The following is a 20,609-nucleotide window of genomic DNA, read 5'->3' on the forward strand; positions in this document are numbered from 1 at the left end:
CAGGACCGTGAAACGACTCTACGCCGATGATAGTGCGGATTCCCGTGTGAAAGTAGGTAATCGTCAGGCTCCCTAAGCCAGAAACCCCCGCCCGAAAGGCGGGGGTTTTTGCACTTCTACGGCCGAAATGTACGCGCGCCGGCAGCGGCAACGTAGCCGAACTGGGCACCGATGATGTCGACTCAGGCCCGCGCCGCTCTCGAGCGATCCGCAGCACTGCGCCACCGAAATTTCCTGGCACCTTCTCCCTTGTACGCCTCACGGACAGCCAGCACGGTAGTCTGATCTCTCCGGATCAGTCTGTCCTCGCCCAACTCCGTAGTCCCCGCCGATCTGCCGCCCACACTGGTCTGGCCAGTCAGGCCTTAAGTTCCCGCAACCGCTGTCGTTAAACAGGACGTTGCCGGCTTTCGGCGACTCCATTCAAATAACGTGGTTACGGAGATCGAAGTCATCATGCTGTCGTCGATACGCGCTCGGATACTTGCGACCTGCGTCGCCATTGTGGTCACGGCGCTGGCCGTCACGGGGGGGCTGGTCTATTACGTCGTCAAGAACCACAACGACGAGACCATCGACCAGAATCACAAGTCGATCCTCGCCGGGCACGCGTTGGCGATCAACGAATGGGTGGCCAGCAGAAGCCGGGAAACCCAGGCGCTCGCAGACACGATCGCGATCGGCGAAGGCGACCCGCTGCCGGCGCTGAAGTTGCTCGGCAAGTCGGGCGGCTTCGAGGTGCTGACGCTGGGCCTGCCGGACAAGACCGCATTCTCGAACGTCCCGCTCGCGCCCGGTTACGACCCGACCGCACGGCCCTGGTACAAGCAAGCCGTCAGCGCGGGGCACCTGGTCGTGACGGCACTCTACCGCGATGCGACGTCCGGGAAGCCGGCTGTTGCGTTCGCGGTGCCCGTGGTGCGCGACGGCGCAGTGAAGGGCGTGCTGGCGGCCAGCCTGTTCATGGAGAGCGTGAGCTCGATCGTGACCTCCGTCCATCCGACGCCGGCGAGCTTCGCGTTCATGGTGGACAAGAGCGGGCGTGTGATCGCATCGGCCAAGACCGACCTGATCATGAAGCCCGCGACCGACCTCTCGCCTGCGCTCGACTCCGACCACCTCGGTGCGCTGCAGGCAACGTCCGCGCCCGTCGCGGTCGACATCGACGGGGCCACCAAGCTGGTCCGTGCGCAACCGATCGCCGGTACCGATTGGTCGTTGCTGCTCGCGCTCGACAAGGCGGACGTGACGGCCGGCATGCGTGCGGTTGCGACGACGACGCTGGCTGCCATCCTGATCGTTGCCGTCATCGCGGCGGCGCTCGTCGGCGCGATGACGAACGCGGCCTTCAAGCGCATTCTGATGGTTCGCGATGCGCTCACGGATGTCTCGAGCGGCAGCGGCGACCTGACGAAACGCCTGCCTGCCGACGGATCGGACGAAGCCGCGCAGATCGCGCATGCGTTCAACCTGTTCGCCGAAAAGATCAGCACGATCCTGCTGCAGATCCGCGAGTTCAGCGAATCCGTCAACCTCGCGAGCGCCGAGATCGCGCAGGGCAACCAGGATCTGTCCAGCCGGACCGAACACGCGGCGTCGAGCTTGCAGGAAACTGCCGCCGCGCTCGAGGAAATCGCCGGCACGGCCCGCAATTCGGCCGATGCCGCAAGCCAGGTGAGTCGTCTGGCGGAATCGGCGTCGGATGTCGCGTTGCGCGGCGGCACGGTCGTCAGCGAGGTCGTCTCGACGATGAACGACATCACGCAAGCGTCCGGCGAGATCGCCAACATCGTCGGCGTGATCGACGGCATCGCGTTCCAGACCAACATTCTCGCGTTGAACGCGGCGGTCGAGGCTGCACGTGCGAACGAGCACGGCCGCGGCTTTGCGGTCGTCGCGGGCGAGGTGCGTGCGCTCGCGCAGCGCAGCGCGCAGGCGGCCAAGGAAATCAAGCAGCTGATTCACTCGTCGGTCGAGAAGATCGAGGGGGGCTCCGGGCTCGTCCAGACGGCCGGCGCGACGATGGACGAAATCGTCGAGGGCGTACGCAACATCACGAGCGTGATTGCCGAAATTACCGTCGCCGCGAAGGAGCAGAGCACGGGGCTCGAGCAAGTGAATCAGGCGGTGTCGCAGCTCGATAACGCGACGCAGCAGAACGCGGCGCTCGTCGAACAGTCGGCGGCTGCCGCGACGTTGCTGCGCGAGCAGGCTGCCCAGCTCGCGCAGACGGTCGGCGAGTTCAAGCTTGAAGACAGCCGTGCGTCGAGGTTGCAGTCCGCTTGACGAGACGCGCACTGGCTACGTCTACCCCCGGCGTGGGCAGGCGCAGCAGTCTGCCCCGGGCCTTCACCCGCGCATGCACGCTCGGATGGCCGGAACCGGGTGCAGCCTACATGACCTGCGAAGCATGCCCGGCGATGACGCGCCAGCCGGCGCCCGATCGACGCCACAGGCGCGTATAGGCAAACGTACCGTCGAACGCCGTGCCGTCGAACCGGCCGGCGAGCGTCGCCTTCGTCGTGGTCAGGATCATCTCGTCGATCGCGCATGCGCGCGTCTCGTGGAAATCGAGCTGGTCGAGGCGCAGAAGTTTCGCGCGATGCGCGGACAGATCGTCCTCCTTCGAGATGACCTGGCCGGTCGGGACGGTGAACACCAGTTCGTCGTCCAGCAGCGCATCGAGCGCGTCGACATCGTTGGCCAGCATCGCGGTGCGTAGTGCGGCTTCGTAGGGTTCGATGACGGTACGGATTGCATCCATGTCGGGGTCTCTCAGGGTCTCTGAAGGTTGGTGGTTCCGCTCATCGGCGGCGACTCGTTGCAGCAAGCAGCGTACTCCGGACACAGCACCGACGGACAACACCTACCGCACGCTCGATAGCGATTGACGCCGTACGAGCATCACCAGGCAGATGCCGATCGACGCGACGATGTTGACAGCCGGATAGAACGCGACCGCGACACTCCACGTGCTCAGTGCCAGCAACGCCAGCGCGTACTTGAGCACACACAGCGCGAAATACGCGAGGCTCTCGCTCCACGGATCGCGGATCGTCTTGCGCACGGTCGGGCCGAGGCCGGCAAGCTCGATCAGCGTGACCAGGCAGATCGAGACCGTCGGATCGTCGGTCAGCATCCATAGCGGAATGGCCGACAGGGCTGCGCCCAGAAAAACCCAGTCGAGGCCTGTCCAGCCGCGTTCCCCGCGAAAGACGCTGGCCACCAGCGTCAGAAAGCACGTGACGGCAATCGCCGCCGTACACCACGCGGACGGCCCCGCACCCGCCACGAACTGGCCGGCGGCCGCGATTGCCGTGACGACCGACCATACGAGCCACGTGAACAGATGCGGACGAACGGTGCGCCGGTAGATCGCGAGCGCGTACGGAATCGCTGCCAGCAAAGACACGGCAGTTCCGATCACGCCAAAGAGCGAAGCGGCACCCTGATCGACACTCAGCATCGACGCACCCTTGTTCGTACAGGCCGACCAGTATGTGGTCGGACGGGCCGCGGCGCAACGTTGTGCCGGCCACGCGTCGCAGCGGGGGGCACGTGGCATCGCACCGGCAAGACGATGCGGTCGAACGCAAACAAACGGCACCAGGATCGCGAAGCGGCAGGAAAACCCGCTGCACGACAGCCGGATGAATAGAAATAACCTCTTCAGTGAGAAGAAAAACTGTTCTTTCAAATCTCTTTTTGATGCCCGACAGTTTGGCAACCGGACGACTGCCGCGATTCGCGGCGGTCATGGACCTTGGTCATGCCCGCTGGCGTCTTTCGTCGGGTCGAATCCAGGCGGAGAACAACGCACAAACGCCTGGTCGTCACAACGGAGTCTTGAATGAACCCAACTTCAGCAGAAAACCATCAGCACGCGGACTGGAGGCGACTCGCGGCGCAGGTCACCCCGAGAACGCTCGCGCATATCGGCGGCCGTAGCGTGCCGGCCCGAAGCGGCCGGACGTTTGCCGCAATCAATCCGGCCACCGAGGCCGTCATCGCGGAAGTCGCGTCGTGCGACGCACCGGATGTCGACGATGCGGTGCGCGCAGCACGCAACGCATTCGAATCGGGCGTCTGGTCGCGCTGCGCGCCGGCCGAGCGCAAGCGCGTGCTGTGCCGGCTCGGCGAACTCATCGCAGCGCATGACGCGGAGCTCGCGCTGCTCGATTCGCTCAACATGGGCAAGCGCGTCGCGGACGCATTCAGCATCGACGTGCCGGCCGCAGGCGGGCTGTTCAGTTGGTACGGCGAGGCCGTCGACAAGTTGAACGGCGAAGTCGCATCGACCGACCCCGGCAATCTCGCGGTCGTCACGCGCGAACCGCTTGGCGTCGTCGGCGCCGTGGTGCCGTGGAATTTCCCGCTCGACATGGTCGCGTGGAAGGTGGCGCCGGCGCTGGCGGCCGGCAACAGCGTCGTGCTGAAGCCTGCCGAACAATCACCGCTGTCCGCGTTGCGTCTCGCGGAGCTGGCGCTCGAGGCCGGTCTGCCGCCCGGCGTGCTGAACGTCGTGCCGGGCTACGGCGAGACCGCGGGGCGTGCGCTCGGGCTGCATCCCGACGTCGACGTGCTCGCGTTCACGGGATCGACGGCCGTCGGCAAGAAATTCCTCGAGTATGCGGCGCAGTCGAACATGAAGCAGGTGTGGCTCGAATGCGGCGGCAAGAGCCCGAACCTGGTGTTCGACGACACGGACGATCTCGACCTCGCCGCACGCAAGGCGTGCTTCGGCATCTTCTTCAACCAGGGCGAGGTGTGTTCCGCGAACTCGCGGCTGCTGGTTCAGCGCTCGATTCACGACGCGTTCATAGACCGGCTGATCTCGCATGCGGCCGCGTTCATGCCGGGCGATCCGCTCGATCCGTCGAGCGGGATGGGTGCCATCGTCGACCAGCAGCAGCATCGGCGCGTGCGCGAGTGGATCGCGCGCGGCCGCGATGGCGCGACGCTCGCGATCGGTGGAGGCGCGCCGCGCGTCGACGGCAAGGGCTACTTCATCGAGCCGACGATCTTCATCGATGTGAAGCATGACGACGCCATCGCGCGCGAGGAGATCTTCGGGCCGGTGCTGTCGGTGATGGCGTTCGACACCGAGGACGAGGCCGTCCGGCTTGCGAACGACTCGATCTACGGCCTTGCGGCGTCGCTTTGGACCGGCAGCCTGTCGCGCGCGCACCGCGTGGCGGGCCGGCTGCGCGCCGGTACGGTGTCCGTCAATACGGTCGATGCGCTGAGCGCGCAGACGCCGTTTGGCGGGTTCCGCCAGTCGGGCTTCGGCCGCGATCTTTCGCTGCACGCGATCGACAAGTACACGGGCCTCAAGACGACCTGGATCAGCTATTGATTCGACGCGGCGGGCCGTGCCGCACCGTGCGGCGGCGGCTTCCGCGGCATGCCTGACCACGCTTTTTATCCATAAAACGAACCGGAGACTTGCCCATGAATGCACCCGATTTTCCGCATCGTACGACGCAGGACTATCAACGCAGCGACGCCGCCCATCACCTGCATGCATTCGTCGACCAGAAGGCGCTGAACCAGGAAGGCGCGCGCGTGATGGTGCGCGGCGAAGGTGTCCATCTATGGGACAACGACGGCAACCGCTATCTGGACGGCATGTCCGGGCTGTGGTGCACCAATGTCGGCTACGGCCGGCCGGAACTGATCGACGCCGCCGCGCGGCAGATGAAGGAACTGTCCTACTACAACATGTTCTTTCATACGACGCACCCGTCGGTGATCGAGCTGTCGGAGCGGCTGTTCGCGCTGCTCGGCAATCGCTTCAGTCATGTCGTGTATACCAATTCGGGATCCGAATCGAATGAAGTGCTGATCCGCACCGTGCGACGGTTCTGGGACGTGATGGGCAAGCCGGAGAAGAAGGTGCTGATCGGCCGCGTGAACGGCTATCACGGGTCGACGGTCGGCAGCGCGTCGCTGGGCGGCATGGCGTTCATGCATGAAATGGGCGACCTGCCGATTCCGAACATCACGCACGTCGACGAACCGTACTGGTATGCGAACGGCGGCGATCTGAGCCCCGAGGCATTCGGCAAGCAGGCGGCGCTGTCGCTCGAGCGCAAGATCCTCGAGATCGGCGCGGATCGCGTTGCCGCGTTCGTCGCGGAGCCGTTCCAGGGGGCGGGCGGGATGATCTTTCCGCCGGACGGCTATTGGCAGGAGATCGAGCGCATCTGCCGTCAGTACGACGTGCTGCTTTGCGCGGACGAAGTGATCGGCGGCTTCGGCCGTACCGGCGAGTGGTTCGCGCACCGTCACTTCGGCTTCGAGCCCGACCTGATCTGCATGGCCAAGGGCTTGACGTCGGGCTACGTGCCGATGGGCGGCCTGATCATGAGCCGGCGCGTCGGTGATGCGCTGGTCGAGAAGGGCGGCGTCTACGCGCACGGGCTGACCTATTCGGGGCACCCGGTCGCGGCGGCCGTCGCGCTGGCCAACCTCGACGTGCTCGAGCGCGAACGCCTCGTCGAGCGGACCAGGACGGATACCGGCCCGTATCTGCAGCAGGCACTGCGCGATGCATTCGACGACCATCCGCTGGTCGGCGAGATCCAGGGCGTAGGCGCGGTCGGCGCGATCCAGTTCGCGAAGAACAAGGCGACGCGTGAACGCTTCGAGAATGAGGCCGACCTGACCTGGCACAGCCGGACGGTCGGCTTCGAACTCGGCGCGATCGTGCGTTCGACGAACGGCCGCCTGATCGTTGCACCGCCGCTGGTGATCGATCACGCGCAAATCGACGAACTGGTCGGCACGATGCGCAAGGCGGTGGATGCAACCGCACGCGAAGTGCTCGGGATCGACTGCTGACCGGTTGAGCGACGCGCTTTCGTCCGGCGACAGGCGGGCGGGAGCGCAATGGTCGGCGGGTTTCGCTCCGGAGATTGGCCGGTTGCTTGCCTTCTCCTGAGCGGATATCCGAGACGCCGAAGAGCGGGCTTCAGGGGTATAACTGCGCGATCGAACGATGTGGTGGTTTTCATTAAGTAGTTAGGATTGCAAATAACAAAAAATCACTAACTGAAGATCGCATGCCTCACGCGGACCAGAGCGTTCGCGTCACATCGAGTGCATTGCCACCACTGCCCGCGAACCGCGAACATCACAACAGAAACAAGGAGACGACATGAGTCAGGGCGAGTCCATTGCTCATCTCGAGGAAAGCACCATCCAGCCGATTCCGCTGACCGAGCGGCACGGCAGCGCGAAGGACCTGTTCACGATCTGGTTCGGGTCGAACATCATGATGCTGACGATCGTCACCGGATCGCTCGCGACGACGGTGTTCAAGCAGCCGTTCTGGTGGGCGGCGCTCGCCACGCTCGTCGGCAGCCTGATCGGCGCGGTCTTCATGGCGCTGCACTCCGCGCAGGGGCCGCAGCTCGGCGTGCCGCAGATGATCCAGACCCGCGGGCAGTTCGGGTCGTTCGGCGCGCTGCTCGTGGTCGCGCTGGTGGTCGTGATGTATGTGGGTTTCTTCGCGTCGAACTGCGTGTTCGGCGGGCAGGCGCTGCACAGCCTGAGCCCGGACATGCCGCTCGACGCCGGCGTCGTGGTGATCGGCCTGATCAGCCTGCTCGGATCGATCTACGGCTACAAGCTGATCCACGCGTATGCGCGGCTGCTGAGCTGGTGCTCGGGCAGCGTGCTCGTGCTGGCGTTCGTATGGATCATCTTCGTGCACGGGCTGCCGGCCGATACGTTCTCGAAGCATTCGCTGAACCTGTCCGGCTTCCTCGGTGCGATGTCGGTCGCCGCGCTGTGGCAGATCGCTTACGCGCCCTACGTGTCGGACTATTCGCGCTACCTGCCGCCCGATACGGGGCCGCGCACCGCGTTCTGGTCGAGCTACTGGGGCTGCGTGCTGGGCTCGTTCTTCCCGATGCTGCTCGGCTGCCTGGTCGGCCTCGCGACGCCCGACGGCAACGTCGTGAGCGGCCTCACCGGTCTCACGCAAGGGATCAGCGTGCTCGTGATCGTCGTGCTGTCGTTCGGCATCGCGGCCAGCAATGCGATGGAACTGTATTGCGGCGCATTGTCGGCCATCACCGTGCTGCAGACGCTCTTTCCGTCGTGGTCGGGCAAGGCGCGTGCGCGGGCGATCACCGCGATCGTCCTGTGCGCCATCGCGCTCGCGATCGCGTTGTTCGGGCAGGACAATTTCCTTGCGGGCTACACGAACTTCATCCTGTTGCTGCTGTACGTGCTCGTGCCTTGGACGGCGATCAATCTGGTCGATTACTACCTCGTGTGTCACGGCGAGTACGACGTCGATTCGTTCTTCCGGCAGGACGGCGGCATCTACGGGCGTTTCAATACGATCGCGGTCGGGTCGTATTTCATCGGGATCGTCGCGCAGGCGCCGTTCATGGCGACCGATCTCTATACGGGCGAACTGGCGAGCCGGCTCGGTGGCGCGGATGTCTCGTGGATCGTCGGACTGTCGCTGACGTCGCTCGTCTACTACGCGGGCTGCAAGCTGTTCTCGCGGCCGCTGCATGGCGTTGCCGCGAGTGTTGACGGCATCTCCCGCTGAGTTCGTGGCGCGGCGATGGCGCAGGCGTTATGTCACGGCACGAATGCGCGCAGGCGTTCGGTGTGGGCTTCGAGCCCGTCGAGCCCGAGATAGTGACTGAGCTTGCCGGCGCGAACCTGGTTCGCGTCGGCCGTGAACTTGCGCAGCAGCGTCGCGCTCGCCGCGCGGTAGGCGGCGGCCGCGTCGATGCCTTGTGCCGACATTGCCGCGCCGATCAGCGTCGCGCGACGGGATGTCCGCCTTCACCGAGCGCTCACTGAGATGACCGCCAGCCGCATCATCGCGCCCGCGATTCAAGTCTCCGCCTCCGCCGCATGCACGTCACGCCGGAACGCGCCGGGGCTGGTGCCCGTCCATTTGCGGAACGCACGATGAAACGCGCTCGGCTCGGTGAAGCCGAGCTCGGCCGCGATCTCCGCGACGCTGAGCGCGTGCCCGCGCAGCAGCGACTGGGCGAGCGCGCCACGTAGCTCGTCCTTGATCGCCGCGAAGCTTTGCCCTTCGCTGCGCAAACGCCGCCGCAGCGTCGCGGGCGTCGTGCCGAGGCGGACGGCCAGCGTGTCGAAGTCGGGCCACTCGGCGGCCGGCAGCGCCTTCAGGTGCGCGCGCGTTTTCGCGACCCAGCCGGTGTCGTGCCGGTAGCGCACCAGCAGGTTGCCGGGCGCGCCGCGCAGGAAAGTCTTCAACGCTTGCGCGGAACGGATCGTCGGCAGCGCGAGGTACGCGGCGTTGAACGCGAGCCGGCTGTCGGGCCGGTCGAAATGCACGGGCACGCCGAAGAACTGGTGATAGTCGCTGCGCTGGTCGGGGCTCGGGCACGCGAAATCGATGCGCTGCAGCGGGATGCGCCGGCCGATCAGCCAGCATGCGACGCCGAGCAGGATCAGCCAGAAGGTCCGGTACGCGAACGCCGGATACGGCGCACCCGACTGCGTCAGCACGATCTGCGCCTGCCCGTCGGCGACGACGAGCTCGCCGTGCGGCTCGTCCAGCACCACGCGCAGGAACTGCAGCGCCCGCCGCAGCGCCTTTTCGAGCGTGCCGGCGTCGAGCACCGCGTGGCACAGCAGCGTGAAGCTGCCGTGTCGCATCGGGCGCGCGGCGAGCCCGAAGAATTCGTCGTCGATCGTGCCGGCGATCGCGAGCCACAGCCGCCCGTACTGCTGCGGCGTGACGGGCTCGCGCACGGCGGCCGGCAGGCCGGCGGCGCGTAGCACGGGCGCCGTCGGGATGCGTTGCCGGCGCAGGCACGCGAGCGCGTCGTCGACGAAATCCGGCGAAATCATCTGCGGCCCCATTTTCCTGCATCCTCCCGACATGGCAAAAGCGATCACGATTCTAGATTCTGTTTGTCATTGATTGCAATGTCACGGCTGTCTACTATCGATGTATCCCCCGTCGCGCCCCCGGCTCGCCGGCGGCCATAACGCACAGGAGACACGCATGCCTGATGGAGCAACCGCCCGGGCGGTGCCGGCCTACGCCGACGCCGTGGCCCGGTTCAGTATCGAGACCGCCGCGACGCAGCTGCACGGCGACCTGGAGCGCGGCCTGAACGCGTGCGTCGAATGCTGCGACCGGCACGCATCGGCGGACGCGATCGCGCTCGACTGGATCGATGCGGGCGGGCAGCACCACAGCTTCACGTTCGCGCAGATGCAGGCGCTGTCGGCCCGCGTCGCCAACCTGCTCGTCGCGCAGGGCGTGAAGCCGGGCGACGTGGTGGCCGGCCTGTTGCCGCGCACGCCCGAGCTTGTCGCGACGATCCTCGGCACGTGGCGCGCGGGTGCCGTCTATCAGCCGCTGTTCACCGCGTTCGGCCCGAAGGCGATCGAGCACCGGCTGCGGATGAGCGACGCGCGCCTGGTCGTGACCAACGTCGCGAATCGCGCCAAGCTCGACGAGATCGCCGCGTGCCCGCCCGTCGCGACGGTGCGCGAATCGGGCGACGCGCTGCCGGCCCGAGACATCGATTTCCGCGCGGCGCTCGACGCGCAGTCCGACACGTTCGAACCGGTGCCGCGCAAGGGCACGGACCTGTTCATGATGATGTCGACGTCCGGCACGACGGGCTTGCCGAAGGGCGTGCCGGTGCCGCTGCGCGCGCTGCTCGCGTTCGGCGCCTACATGCGCGAGGCGGTCGACCTGCGCGACGGCGACCGGTTCTGGAACATCGCCGATCCGGGCTGGGCGTACGGCCTCTATTACGCGATCACGGGCCCGCTGTTGCTCGGCCACGCGACGACGCTCCACGAGGGCGGCTTCACGGTCGACAGCACGTACGACGTGATCGAACGACTCGGGATCACGAGCCTCGCCGGTTCGCCGACCGCGTTCCGGATGCTGATGGCGGCCGGTACGGAAGCGGCGGCGCGCGTGAAGGGCAAGCTGCGCGTGGTCAGCAGCGCGGGCGAACCGCTGAATCCGGAAGTCGTGCGCTGGTTCGACGCGGCGCTCGGCGCGCCGATCTACGATCACTACGGCCAGACCGAACTCGGGATGGTCGTGAACAACCATCACGGCCTCGCGCACGTCGTCCATCCGGGATCGGCCGGTTTCGCGATGCCGGGCTATCGCGTCGCGGTGCTCGACGACGCGAGCCGCGAGCTCGGCCCCGGCGAGCCCGGCAACCTCGCGATCGACATCGCGCGCTCGCCGTTGCTGTGGTTCCACGGTTACTGGCAGCAGGACACGCCGGCGATCGCGGGCGGCTACTACCGCACCGGCGACAACGTCGAGCTGGAGCCGGACGGCACCGTGAGCTTCATCGGCCGGGCGGACGACGTGATCACGTCGTCCGGCTACCGGATCGGCCCGTTCGACGTGGAAAGCGCGCTGATCGAGCATCCGGCCGTCAGCGAGGCCGCCGTCATCGGCGTGCCCGATCCGGAGCGCACGGAGATCGTGAAGGCGTTCGTCGTGTTGTCGAAGGGCTTCGACGACACACCGGCGCTGGCCGAGGAACTGAGCCTGCACGTGAAGCGGCGGCTGTCCGCTCACGCCTATCCGCGCGCGATCGACTTCGTCGACGCGCTGCCGAAAACCCCGAGCGGCAAGATCCAGCGCTTCGTGTTGCGCAAGATGGAAGCCGAGAAGGCCGCTCAACCCTGAATACGGATTGCTAATGAATATCAAGGATCGCGTTTTTCTGATTACGGGTGCCGGTTCGGGCCTCGGCGCCGCGGTGGCGCGCATGGTCGTCGCCGAAGGTGGCAAGGCGGTGCTGCTGGACGTCAATGACGATGCCGGCGCGAGCCTCGCGCATGAGCTCGGCGAATCCGCGCGCTTCGTGAAGACCGACGTGACGAGCGAAGCCGATGGCCAGGCGGCCGTCGCCGCTGCACGCGACGCGTTCGGCCGCATCGACGCGCTCGTCAACTGCGCGGGCGTCGCGCCGGGCGAGAAGGTCGTCGGCCGCGAAGGCCCGCACTCGCTCGATCGTTTCGCGCGCGCGGTGTCGATCAATCTCGTCGGCACGTTCAACATGATCCGGCTGGCCGCCGACGCGATGTCGAAGCAGGACGCCGATGCGGAAGGCGAGCGCGGCGTGATCGTCAACACCGCGTCGGTCGCGGCGTTCGACGGGCAGATCGGGCAGGCCGCGTATGCGGCGTCGAAGAGCGGCGTGGTGGGCATGACGCTGCCGATCGCGCGCGAACTCGCGCGGTTCGGCATCCGCGTCGTGACGGTCGCGCCCGGCATCTTCGCGACGCCGATGATGGCCGGCATGCCGCAGGACGTGCAGGACGCGCTCGGCAAGAGCGTGCCGTTCCCGCCGCGGCTTGGCCGCCCGGAAGAATTTGCGGCGCTGGTGCGCCACATCGCCGAGAACACGATGCTGAACGGCGAGGTCATCCGTCTCGATGGCGCGTTGCGCATGGCACCGCGCTGACACTGGAGGAAGCGAATCATGACGACTCAGGATCCGATCGTAATCGTTGGTATGGCGCGTACGCCGATGGGCGGTTTTCAGGGCGACCTGGCGGCGGCGAGCGCGAGCGAGCTCGGCGCGGTGGCCATTCGTGCGGCGCTCGAGCGCGCGAACGTGCCGGCCGAGCGCATCGATGAAATCGTGTTCGGCTGCGTGCTGCCGGCCGGGCAGGGCCAGGCGCCGGCGCGGCAGGCCGCGCTGAAGGCCGGGCTGCCGCTCGCGGCGGGCGCGACCACGGTCAACAAGATGTGCGGCTCGGGGATGAAAGCCGCGATGTTCGCGCACGACCTGCTGCTGGCGGGGTCGGCGGGCGTCGCCGTCGCGGGCGGGATGGAGAGCATGACGAATGCGCCGTACCTGCTGCCGAAGGCGCGCGCGGGAATGCGCATGGGTCACGGCCAGGTGCTCGACCACATGTTCCTCGACGGGCTCGAGGACGCGTATGAAAAAGGCCGCCTGATGGGCACGTTCGCCGAGGACTGCGCGCAGGCCTACCAGTTCACGCGCGAAGCACAGGATGCGTTCGCGATCGCGTCGCTGACGCGCGCGCAACGCGCGATCGCGGAAGGGCACTTCGTGTCGGAGATCGCACCGGTGACCGTGAAGGCCGGCAAGACCGAAGCCATCGTGTCGATCGACGAGCAGCCGGGCAAGGCGAAACTCGACAAGATCCCGACGCTGAAGCCGGCATTCCGCGACGGCGGCACCGTGACGGCAGCCAACGCGTCGTCGATCTCGGACGGCGCGGCCGCACTCGTGATGATGCGCCGCTCGGAAGCCGAGCGCCTCGGCCTTACGCCGAAGGCCGTGATCGTCGGGCATTCGACCCACGCGGACAAGCCGGGCCTGTTCGCGACCGCGCCGATCGGCGCGCTGCGCAAGCTGTCGGAGAAAACCGGCTGGAACCTGCGCGACGTCGACCTGTTCGAGATCAACGAAGCGTTCGCGGTGGTGCCGATGGCCGCGATGCGCGATCTCGACCTGCCGCACGAGAAGGTCAACGTACACGGCGGCGCGTGTGCGCTCGGCCATCCGATCGGTGCGTCAGGTGCGCGCGTGATGGTGACGCTGCTGGCCGCGCTCGAAACGTACGGCCTGAAGCGCGGCGTCGCGTCGCTGTGCATCGGCGGCGGCGAGGCGACGGCCATCGCGATCGAGCGAATCGCGTAACGTCTCGCACACACGCTGCGATACGGGCGACGGGTATCGCGCAGGGAGCTCCTGCGCGCGGCCCGTCGCCCGTCTTGTTTGCGCCGGATCGTGCGGCTGCGTTAGCGCTTCGCGTGCGGCGACACGGCGCCGCACGCACGAATCACGAACTGCACGACCTGCTCGGTCTTCTCGTCGAACGCCTTCTGCGTGAATGCGCGCTTGCCGCTCAGCGCGCGGATCTGCGCGTCGAAATCCGCGTAGTGCTGCGTGGTCGCCCAGATCAGGTACATCAGTGCATGCGCGTCGATCGGCGCGAGCAGCCCGCGCGCGATCCAGCCGTCGATCACCTTCACGCGCGTGTCGAACCACGGCTTCACGCGTTGCGACAGGATGTCCTGCATGTGCTCCGCGCCCTGGATGATCTCGTTGGCCCAGACCTTCGAGCCGAGCGGGCGCCGCCGCGACAGCGCCATCTTCGCGCGTACGTAGCCGCCGATCGCTTCCACCGGATCGTCGTCGGCCTCGAACGAGCCGGCCGCGTGATGCCATTCCTCGAACAGGTCGTCGAGCACGCGGCGGTACAGCGCGAGCTTCGTCGGGAAGTAGTAATGCAGGTTCGCCTTCGGAAGGCCGGCGCGCTCCGCGATCATCGCGGTGCTCGCGCCGTCGAGCCCGCGCTCCGCGAACACGGCCTCCGCACAGGCGAGCAGATGCGCTTCGTTGGACTCGCGGATGTGCGCCTTGCGTCGCCGCAATGGCACGGTCGTTTCGTCACGGCCGGTCGCTTCGGCTGCCGCCTCGTCATGTCTCATCGTTGCCCTCGCGCGGCGGGCATGCCGCGTTGGGCTTCATTCTAGCCGCTGATTCGCGTCGAACGCACGTGTGCGGACACGACGCATCCGCAGCGATGCTGCGTTGCGATGGCACGTTTCTCGCTCTATCGATCCACGCAAGAAAGACATTGCTTTGGTCATTTTGATCGTCTAAAACCTGTCCAATCGGACAGGATTCGACGAGCGGCGGAAGGCAACGTTAACCCTCCCGCCGATTTGTCGGACGAACTTCGCGAACGACCGGGACATGCACCGCACATGGGCGGGCTTGCCCCCGAATCAGGCATGGCACGCACCGGCACAGACCGGGCTGACGACATCACCGACCCCACAGGAGCGATACGAATGAACGCGGTATCGGAAGCAGTGAAGCGGCCCGTCTTCGACCCGTCGATCAAGATCGACGGCAAGCGGTTGTGGGACAGCCTGATGGAAGTCGCGAAGATCGGCGCGACGCCGAAGGGCGGCGTGTGCCGCCTCGCGCTGACCGATCTCGACAAGGCCGGCCGCGACCTGATCGTCGGCTGGGCGAAGGCGGCCGGCTGCACGGTGACGGTCGATACGATGGGCAACGTGTTCATGCGCCGCGCGGGCCGCGTGGCCGACGCGGCGCCGGTCGTCACGGGCTCGCATGCGGATTCGCAGCCGACGGGCGGCCGCTTCGACGGCATCTACGGCGTGCTCGGCGGCCTCGAGGTGATTCGCAGTCTCAACGATCACGGCATCGAGACCGAGCATCCGGTCGAGGTCGTGATCTGGACCAACGAGGAGGGCTCGCGCTTTGCGCCCGCGATGGTCGCGTCCGGTGTGTTCGCCGGCGTGTTTCCGCTCGAATACGGGCTGTCGCGCAAGGACGTCGACGGCAAGACGATCGGCGAGGAGCTGGCGCGCATCGGCTACGCGGGCGACGTGCCGTGCGGCGGACGCAAGCTGCACGCGGCATTCGAACTGCATATCGAGCAGGGGCCGATTCTCGAGGCGGAGTGCAAGACGATCGGCGTCGTGACCGATGCGCAGGGGCAGCGCTGGTACGAGATCACCCTCACCGGGCAGGAAGCGCATGCGGGGCCGACGCCGATGCCGCGCCGCCGCGATGCGCTGCTCGGCGCGTCGCGGGTGGTCGATCTCGTCAACCGGATCGGCCTCGATCACGCGCCGTTCGGTTGCGCGACGGTCGGCATGATGCAGGTCCACCCGAACTCGCGCAACGTGATCCCCGGCCGTGTGTTCTTCACCGTCGATTTCCGTCATCCGGACGACGCCGTGCTCGCGAAGATGGATGCCGCGCTGCGCGACGGCGTCGCGCGCATCGCCGGCGATATCGGGCTCGAAACGGAACTCGAGCAGATTTTCTACTACAAGCCCGTCGCGTTCGATCCGGCCTGCGTGGAGGCCGTGCGCGGCGCGGCCGATCGCTTCGGGTATTCGCATCGCGACATCGTGTCGGGCGCGGGGCATGACGCGTGTTATCTCGCGCAGGTCGCGCCGACGTCGATGGTGTTCGTGCCGTGTGTCGACGGCATCAGTCACAACGAGATCGAGGACGCGACGCCCGCGTGGATCGAGGCCGGCGCGAACGTGCTGCTGCACGCGATGTTGTCGCGCGCATGCGAGCCGGCTTCATGACGAATCGACCGTAGCAGCCGGCAGGCTGCATAGCGCGCGAGCGCAGGATTCCTCAGCATGACCGCCCCGACTGTGCATTTGCAGCCGGCGGGGACGGCTTTGTCTCCACCCAGTCGAAGGAACGCGTATGACCACCAAGCCAACCGGCGATATCGCCGCGCATCGCCTGTCGTCCACGCAACTCTCGTGCGAATTCGCGGATATCGCGCCGCTGCTCGATCCGACCGCGGCAGCGGCCGCCGCGAGCCGCTGCCACTATTGCTACGACGCGCCGTGCGTGCAGGCGTGCCCGACGCAGATCGACATCCCGAGCTTCATCCGCAAGATCGGCAACGGCAACCTGAAGGGCGCGGCGACCGACATCCTGTCCGCGAATCCGCTCGGCGGGATGTGCGCGCGCGTGTGCCCGACCGAGATCCTGTGCGAAGGCGCATGCGTGCGCAACCATCAGGATTCGCAGCCCGTCGCGATCGGCGCGCTGCAGCGGCACGCGACTGACTGGGCGATGGAGACCGGCGCGGTGCGCTTCCGGCGCGCGCCCGAAACGGGCCGCCATGTCGCGGTGGTCGGTGCGGGGCCGGCCGGGCTCGCGTGCGCACACCGGCTCGCGCTCGCCGGGCACAGCGTCACGCTGTTCGACGCGCGCCCGAAGGCCGGTGGTCTCAACGAATACGGGATCGCCGCGTACAAGACCGTCGACGATTTCGCGCAGCGCGAAGTCGAGTGGCTGTTGTCGGTCGGCGGCATCACGCTGGAAACGGGTGTGGCGCTTGGGCGCGACATGACGCTCGATGCGCTGCGCGAGCAGCACGACGCGGTGTTTCTCGCGATGGGTCTCGGCGGCGTGCGTGCGCTCGCGATCGACGGCGAACAACTGGCTGGCGTGATGAACGCGGTCGATTTCATCGAGCAGGTGCGGCAGGCCGACGGGCTGGAGAACGTGCCGGTCGGGCGGCGCGTGGTGGTGATCGGCGGCGGCAATACGGCCATCGATGCGGCGGTGCAGAGCCGCAAGCTCGGCGCCGAGCGCGTGACGATGGTTTATCGGCGCGGCGTGGACGCGATGAGCGCGACGTGGGCCGAGCGCGAGTTCGCGCAGAAGAGCGGCGTCACGCTCGTCACGCACGCGAAGCCCGTGCGCATGGTGGGCACGAACGGGCAGGTGACGGGCGTCGAATTCGAGGCGGCGTCGGGCGAGCGCTTCACCGTCGACGCGGACATGGTGCTGAAGGCGATCGGCCAGACGCTGGTGCCGGATGGCGTCGCGGCCGAGTTGCTGACGGCGGACGGCGCGCGTTTCGCGGTGGACGCGGACGGGCGCACCGCATGGCCCGACGTGTGGGCCGGCGGCGACTGCGCGGCGACGGACGGCATCGACCTGACGGTGCAGGCCGTGCAGGACGGCAAGCGCGCGGCTGCGTCGATCGACGCGGCGCTCGCGCAGCGCGACGCGAAGGCCGCCTAAGCGCACACGCACGCATCCACGCATCCACGATAGCGACCCCACTCTCACGGAGCCGAACATGGCCGACCTTCGCTGCACCATCGCGGGCATCACTTCGCCGAATCCCTTCTGGCTCGCGTCCGCGCCGCCGACCGACAAGGCCTACAACGTCAACCGCGCATTCGAGGCGGGCTGGGGCGGGGTCGTCTGGAAGACGCTCGGGCTCGATCCGCACGTCGTCAACGTCAGTTCGCGCTACGGCGCCGTGCAGTGGAACGGCCAGCGCATCGCGGGGCTGAACAACATCGAGCTGATCACCGACCGTCCGCTCGACGTGAACCTGAGAGAGATCGCGCAAGTGAAGCGCGACTGGCCGGACCGCGCGCTGATCGTGTCGCTGATGGTGCCGTGCAACGAGCGCGACTGGAAATGGATCCTGCCGCTCGTCGAGGACACGGGCGCCGACGCGGTCGAGCTGAACTTCGGCTGCCCGCACGGGATGAGCGAGCGCGGGATGGGCGCGGCGGTCGGGCAGGTGCCCGAATACGTCGAGATGGTCACGCGCTGGGTGAAGGAAGGCACGAAGCTGCCGTGTCTCGTGAAGCTCACGCCGAACATCAGCGACATCCGGATGGGCTCGCGCGCCGCGTACAAGGGCGGCGCGGACGGCGTGTCGCTGATCAACACGATCAACTCGATCGTTGCGGTCGATCTCGATCACATGGCGCCGATGCCGATGGTCGACGGCAAGGGCACGCACGGCGGTTATTGCGGCCCGGCGGTCAAGCCGATCGCGCTGAACATGGTCGCGGAGATCGCGCGCGATCCGGAAACGCCGAACCTGCCGATCTCGGGCATCGGCGGTATTTCGTCGTGGCGCGATGCGGCCGAATTCATGGTGCTCGGCGCCGGCAGCGTGCAGGTGTGCACCGCGGCGATGCATTACGGCTTCCGGATCGTATCGGATCTCGCCGACGGGCTGTCGAACTGGATGGACGAGAAGGGCTACGCGACGCTCGACGACGTGCGCGGCCGCGCGGTGCCGAACGTGACCGACTGGAAATACCTGAACCTGAAATACGACATCAAGGCGCGCATCGACCAGGACCGCTGCATCCAGTGCGGGCTGTGCCATATCGCATGCGAGGACACGTCGCACCAGGCGATTACGCGCGAGAAGGACGGCGTGCGCCATTTCGAAGTGATCGACTCGGAATGCGTCGGGTGCAATCTTTGCATGCATGTGTGTCCGGTCGAGCAATGCATCACGATGGAGCGCGTCGATTCGGGCGACTACGCGAACTGGACCACGCATCCGAACAACCCGGCGAGCGCGGAGGCGGGTACGAGTACGAGCCCGACGGCACCCGAGAAACACGCGAAGGCGGCTTGACCTGCATCCGGCGGCGCGGGAGATCCGGCGCCGCCGTTGTTCGTTCCCCTGGGCCGGCATCGCGCGATGCCGGCGCTGACGTTTACGTGGAGTGCGTTCGATGAAACCCGCAGCGATTCCCGCCGATCCCGACAGCGCCGCGGCGCCGGGCGGCAGCCTGTACAACGACGACCTCGCGCCGACGACGCCGGCGCAACGCACGTGGAAGTGGTATCACTTCGCGGCGCTGTGGGTCGGGATGGTGATGAACATCGCGTCGTACATGCTCGCGGCCGGGCTGATCCAGGAAGGCATGTCGCCGTGGCAGGCCGTGATGACCGTGCTGCTCGGCAACCTGATCGTGCTCGTGCCGATGCTGCTGATCGGCCATGCGGGCGCGAAACACGGGATTCCGTACGCGGTGCTGGTGCGCGCGTCGTTCGGCACGCAGGGCGCGAAGCTGCCCGCGCTGTTGCGCGCGATCGTCGCGTGCGGCTGGTACGGCATCCAGACCTGGCTCGGCGGCAGCGCGATCTACACGCTGCTGAACATCCTGACCGGCAACGCGCTGCACGGCGCGGCGCTGCCGGTCGTCGGCATCTCGTTCGGGCAGCTCGCGTGCTTCCTCGTGTTCTGGGCGCTGCAGATCTACTTCATCCTGCACGGCACCGATTCGATCCGCTGGCTCGAGAGCTGGTCCGCGCCGATCAAGGTCGTGATGTGCGTGGCGCTCGTGTGGTGGGCGACGTCGAAGGCGGGCGGCTTCGGCTCGATGCTGTCGGCGCCATCGCAGTTCGCGGCGGGCGGCAAGAAGGCCGGGCTGTTCTGGGCGACCTTCTGGCCGGGCCTGACCGCGATGGTCGGCTTCTGGGCGACGCTCGCGCTGAACATTCCCGATTTCACGCGCTTCGCGCATTCGCAGCGGGACCAGATGATCGGACAGTCGATCGGGTTGCCGCTGCCGATGGCGCTGCTGTCGGTGGTGTCGGTGGTCGTGACGTCGGCGACCGTCGTGATCTACGGCAACGCGATCTGGGATCCGATCGACCTGACGAGCCGGATGACGGGCATCGGCGTGGGCATCGCGCTCGTGATCCTCACGCTCGACACGATGTGCTGCAATCTCGCCGCGAATCTCGTCGGCCCCGCATACGACTTCTCGAGCCTGTGGCCGAAGGCCATCTCGTACCGCACGGGCGGGATGATCACCGCGACGATCGCGATCGTGATGATGCCGTGGAAGATCCTCGCGACGACGGACGGTTATATCTTCACCTGGCTCGTCGGTTATTCGGCGTTGCTCGGGCCCGTCGCGGGCATCCTGATGGTCGACTACTTCCTGATACGCGGCACGCAGCTCGACACGCGCGCGCTGTTCGACGAACGCGGCGGCTTCAGCTACGCGCGTGGCTGGAACCCGGCCGCGCTGGTGGCGCTCGCGGTCGGCGTGCTGCCGAACCTGCCCGGTTTCCTGCACACCGCATTTCCGGCGTCGTTCCCGAACGTGCCGGCGTTCTTCAACACGCTTTACACGTACGCGTGGTTCGTCGGCCTCGTGCTGGCGTCGGGCGTGTACGGCACCTGGATGAAGTGGCGCGCCGGACCGCGCGCGCAGATCGCGAGCGCATGATGCGCGTAGCCCGCCGCATGCGGCACCCGACAGTCAACGAGGAGGCAACCCA

The 20,609-nt window shown here is 67.0% G+C and carries 16 protein-coding genes; 11 read left to right on the forward strand and 5 right to left on the reverse strand.

Annotated features, from left to right (window positions below):
* Window positions 1-456: 456 nt before the first annotated feature.
* Entirely contained in the window at window positions 457-2,286 is a 1,830-nt protein-coding gene (locus ACTRWB_RS35840; protein WP_446904675.1) for a methyl-accepting chemotaxis protein, read from the forward strand.
* A gap of 106 nt (window positions 2,287-2,392) precedes the next feature.
* Here ACTRWB_RS35840 and ACTRWB_RS35845 read toward each other — a convergent pair whose 3' ends face one another.
* Both ACTRWB_RS35845 and ACTRWB_RS35850 read right to left on the reverse strand, forming a co-directional pair.
* Window positions 2,393-2,764, reverse strand: coding sequence for a nuclear transport factor 2 family protein (locus tag ACTRWB_RS35845; protein WP_446904676.1), 372 nt, complete (start codon window positions 2,762-2,764; stop codon window positions 2,393-2,395).
* 102 nt (window positions 2,765-2,866) lie between these two features.
* A complete protein-coding gene (locus ACTRWB_RS35850) occupies window positions 2,867-3,466 on the reverse strand; it encodes a hypothetical protein (RefSeq protein WP_446904677.1) in 600 nt (199 codons plus the stop codon).
* Between the two features lie 384 nt (window positions 3,467-3,850).
* Here ACTRWB_RS35850 and ACTRWB_RS35855 point away from each other — a divergent pair, with 384 nt between their 5' ends.
* The 3 genes from ACTRWB_RS35855 (at window position 3,851) to ACTRWB_RS35865 (ending at window position 8,569) form a co-directional block, all read left to right on the forward strand.
* Window positions 3,851-5,356: an aldehyde dehydrogenase gene (locus ACTRWB_RS35855; protein ID WP_446904678.1), complete on the forward strand. Its 1,506-nt coding sequence runs from the start codon at window positions 3,851-3,853 to the stop codon at window positions 5,354-5,356.
* Between the two features lie 95 nt (window positions 5,357-5,451).
* Window positions 5,452-6,843, forward strand: coding sequence for an aspartate aminotransferase family protein (locus ACTRWB_RS35860; RefSeq protein ID WP_446904679.1), 1,392 nt, complete (start codon window positions 5,452-5,454; stop codon window positions 6,841-6,843).
* A gap of 316 nt (window positions 6,844-7,159) precedes the next feature.
* Window positions 7,160-8,569, forward strand: coding sequence for a purine-cytosine permease family protein (locus tag ACTRWB_RS35865; RefSeq protein ID WP_419689927.1), 1,410 nt, complete (start codon window positions 7,160-7,162; stop codon window positions 8,567-8,569).
* 32 nt (window positions 8,570-8,601) lie between these two features.
* Here ACTRWB_RS35865 and ACTRWB_RS35870 read toward each other — a convergent pair whose 3' ends face one another.
* Both ACTRWB_RS35870 and ACTRWB_RS35875 read right to left on the reverse strand, forming a co-directional pair.
* On the reverse strand, window positions 8,602-8,772 hold the full coding sequence (locus tag ACTRWB_RS35870; RefSeq protein WP_446904680.1) for a hypothetical protein: 171 nt from the start codon (window positions 8,770-8,772) through the stop codon (window positions 8,602-8,604).
* Window positions 8,773-8,862: 90 nt separating this feature from the next.
* On the reverse strand, window positions 8,863-9,867 hold the full coding sequence (locus tag ACTRWB_RS35875; protein WP_446904681.1) for an AraC family transcriptional regulator: 1,005 nt from the start codon (window positions 9,865-9,867) through the stop codon (window positions 8,863-8,865).
* 145 nt (window positions 9,868-10,012) lie between these two features.
* On the opposite strand from ACTRWB_RS35875, the gene ACTRWB_RS35880 reads away from it, so the two are divergent.
* Genes ACTRWB_RS35880 through ACTRWB_RS35890 form a run of 3 tightly spaced genes read left to right on the forward strand, consistent with a single transcriptional unit; the run spans window position 10,013 to window position 13,670 of the window.
* Window positions 10,013-11,680 (forward strand): acyl-CoA synthetase, encoded by a 1,668-nt coding sequence (locus tag ACTRWB_RS35880; RefSeq protein WP_446904682.1) that lies wholly within the window; start codon window positions 10,013-10,015, stop codon window positions 11,678-11,680.
* Window positions 11,681-11,693: 13 nt separating this feature from the next.
* A complete protein-coding gene (locus ACTRWB_RS35885; protein ID WP_129517526.1) occupies window positions 11,694-12,461 on the forward strand; it encodes a 3-hydroxyacyl-CoA dehydrogenase in 768 nt (255 codons plus the stop codon).
* An 18-nt stretch (window positions 12,462-12,479) separates the two neighbouring features.
* Window positions 12,480-13,670 (forward strand): acetyl-CoA C-acetyltransferase, encoded by a 1,191-nt coding sequence (locus ACTRWB_RS35890; RefSeq protein ID WP_412025954.1) that lies wholly within the window; start codon window positions 12,480-12,482, stop codon window positions 13,668-13,670.
* Window positions 13,671-13,771: 101 nt separating this feature from the next.
* Here the strand turns inward: ACTRWB_RS35890 and ACTRWB_RS35895 are convergent, their stop codons facing one another.
* The gene (locus tag ACTRWB_RS35895) at window positions 13,772-14,464 is read right to left on the reverse strand and encodes a TetR/AcrR family transcriptional regulator (RefSeq protein WP_343495185.1); all 693 of its coding nucleotides are present in this window, start codon (window positions 14,462-14,464) and stop codon (window positions 13,772-13,774) included.
* Between the two features lie 366 nt (window positions 14,465-14,830).
* Between ACTRWB_RS35895 and ACTRWB_RS35900 the strand changes: the two genes are divergently transcribed.
* From ACTRWB_RS35900 to ACTRWB_RS35915, 4 genes are all read left to right on the forward strand, one after another.
* Window positions 14,831-16,111, forward strand: coding sequence for an allantoate amidohydrolase (locus tag ACTRWB_RS35900; RefSeq protein WP_446904683.1), 1,281 nt, complete (start codon window positions 14,831-14,833; stop codon window positions 16,109-16,111).
* A 127-nt stretch (window positions 16,112-16,238) separates the two neighbouring features.
* Window positions 16,239-17,576 carry an NAD(P)-dependent oxidoreductase gene (locus tag ACTRWB_RS35905; RefSeq protein ID WP_446904684.1) on the forward strand — a complete coding sequence of 446 codons (1,338 nt, stop codon included), beginning with the start codon at window positions 16,239-16,241 and terminating at the stop codon, window positions 17,574-17,576.
* A 58-nt stretch (window positions 17,577-17,634) separates the two neighbouring features.
* Window positions 17,635-18,948 (forward strand): NAD-dependent dihydropyrimidine dehydrogenase subunit PreA, encoded by a 1,314-nt coding sequence (gene preA, locus ACTRWB_RS35910; RefSeq protein ID WP_446904685.1) that lies wholly within the window; start codon window positions 17,635-17,637, stop codon window positions 18,946-18,948.
* 100 nt (window positions 18,949-19,048) lie between these two features.
* Entirely contained in the window at window positions 19,049-20,557 is a 1,509-nt protein-coding gene (locus ACTRWB_RS35915) for an NCS1 family nucleobase:cation symporter-1 (RefSeq protein WP_446904686.1), read from the forward strand.
* Window positions 20,558-20,609: the final 52 nt, after the last annotated feature.

This window comes from Burkholderia sp. YIM B11467 (genome assembly GCF_052952715.1).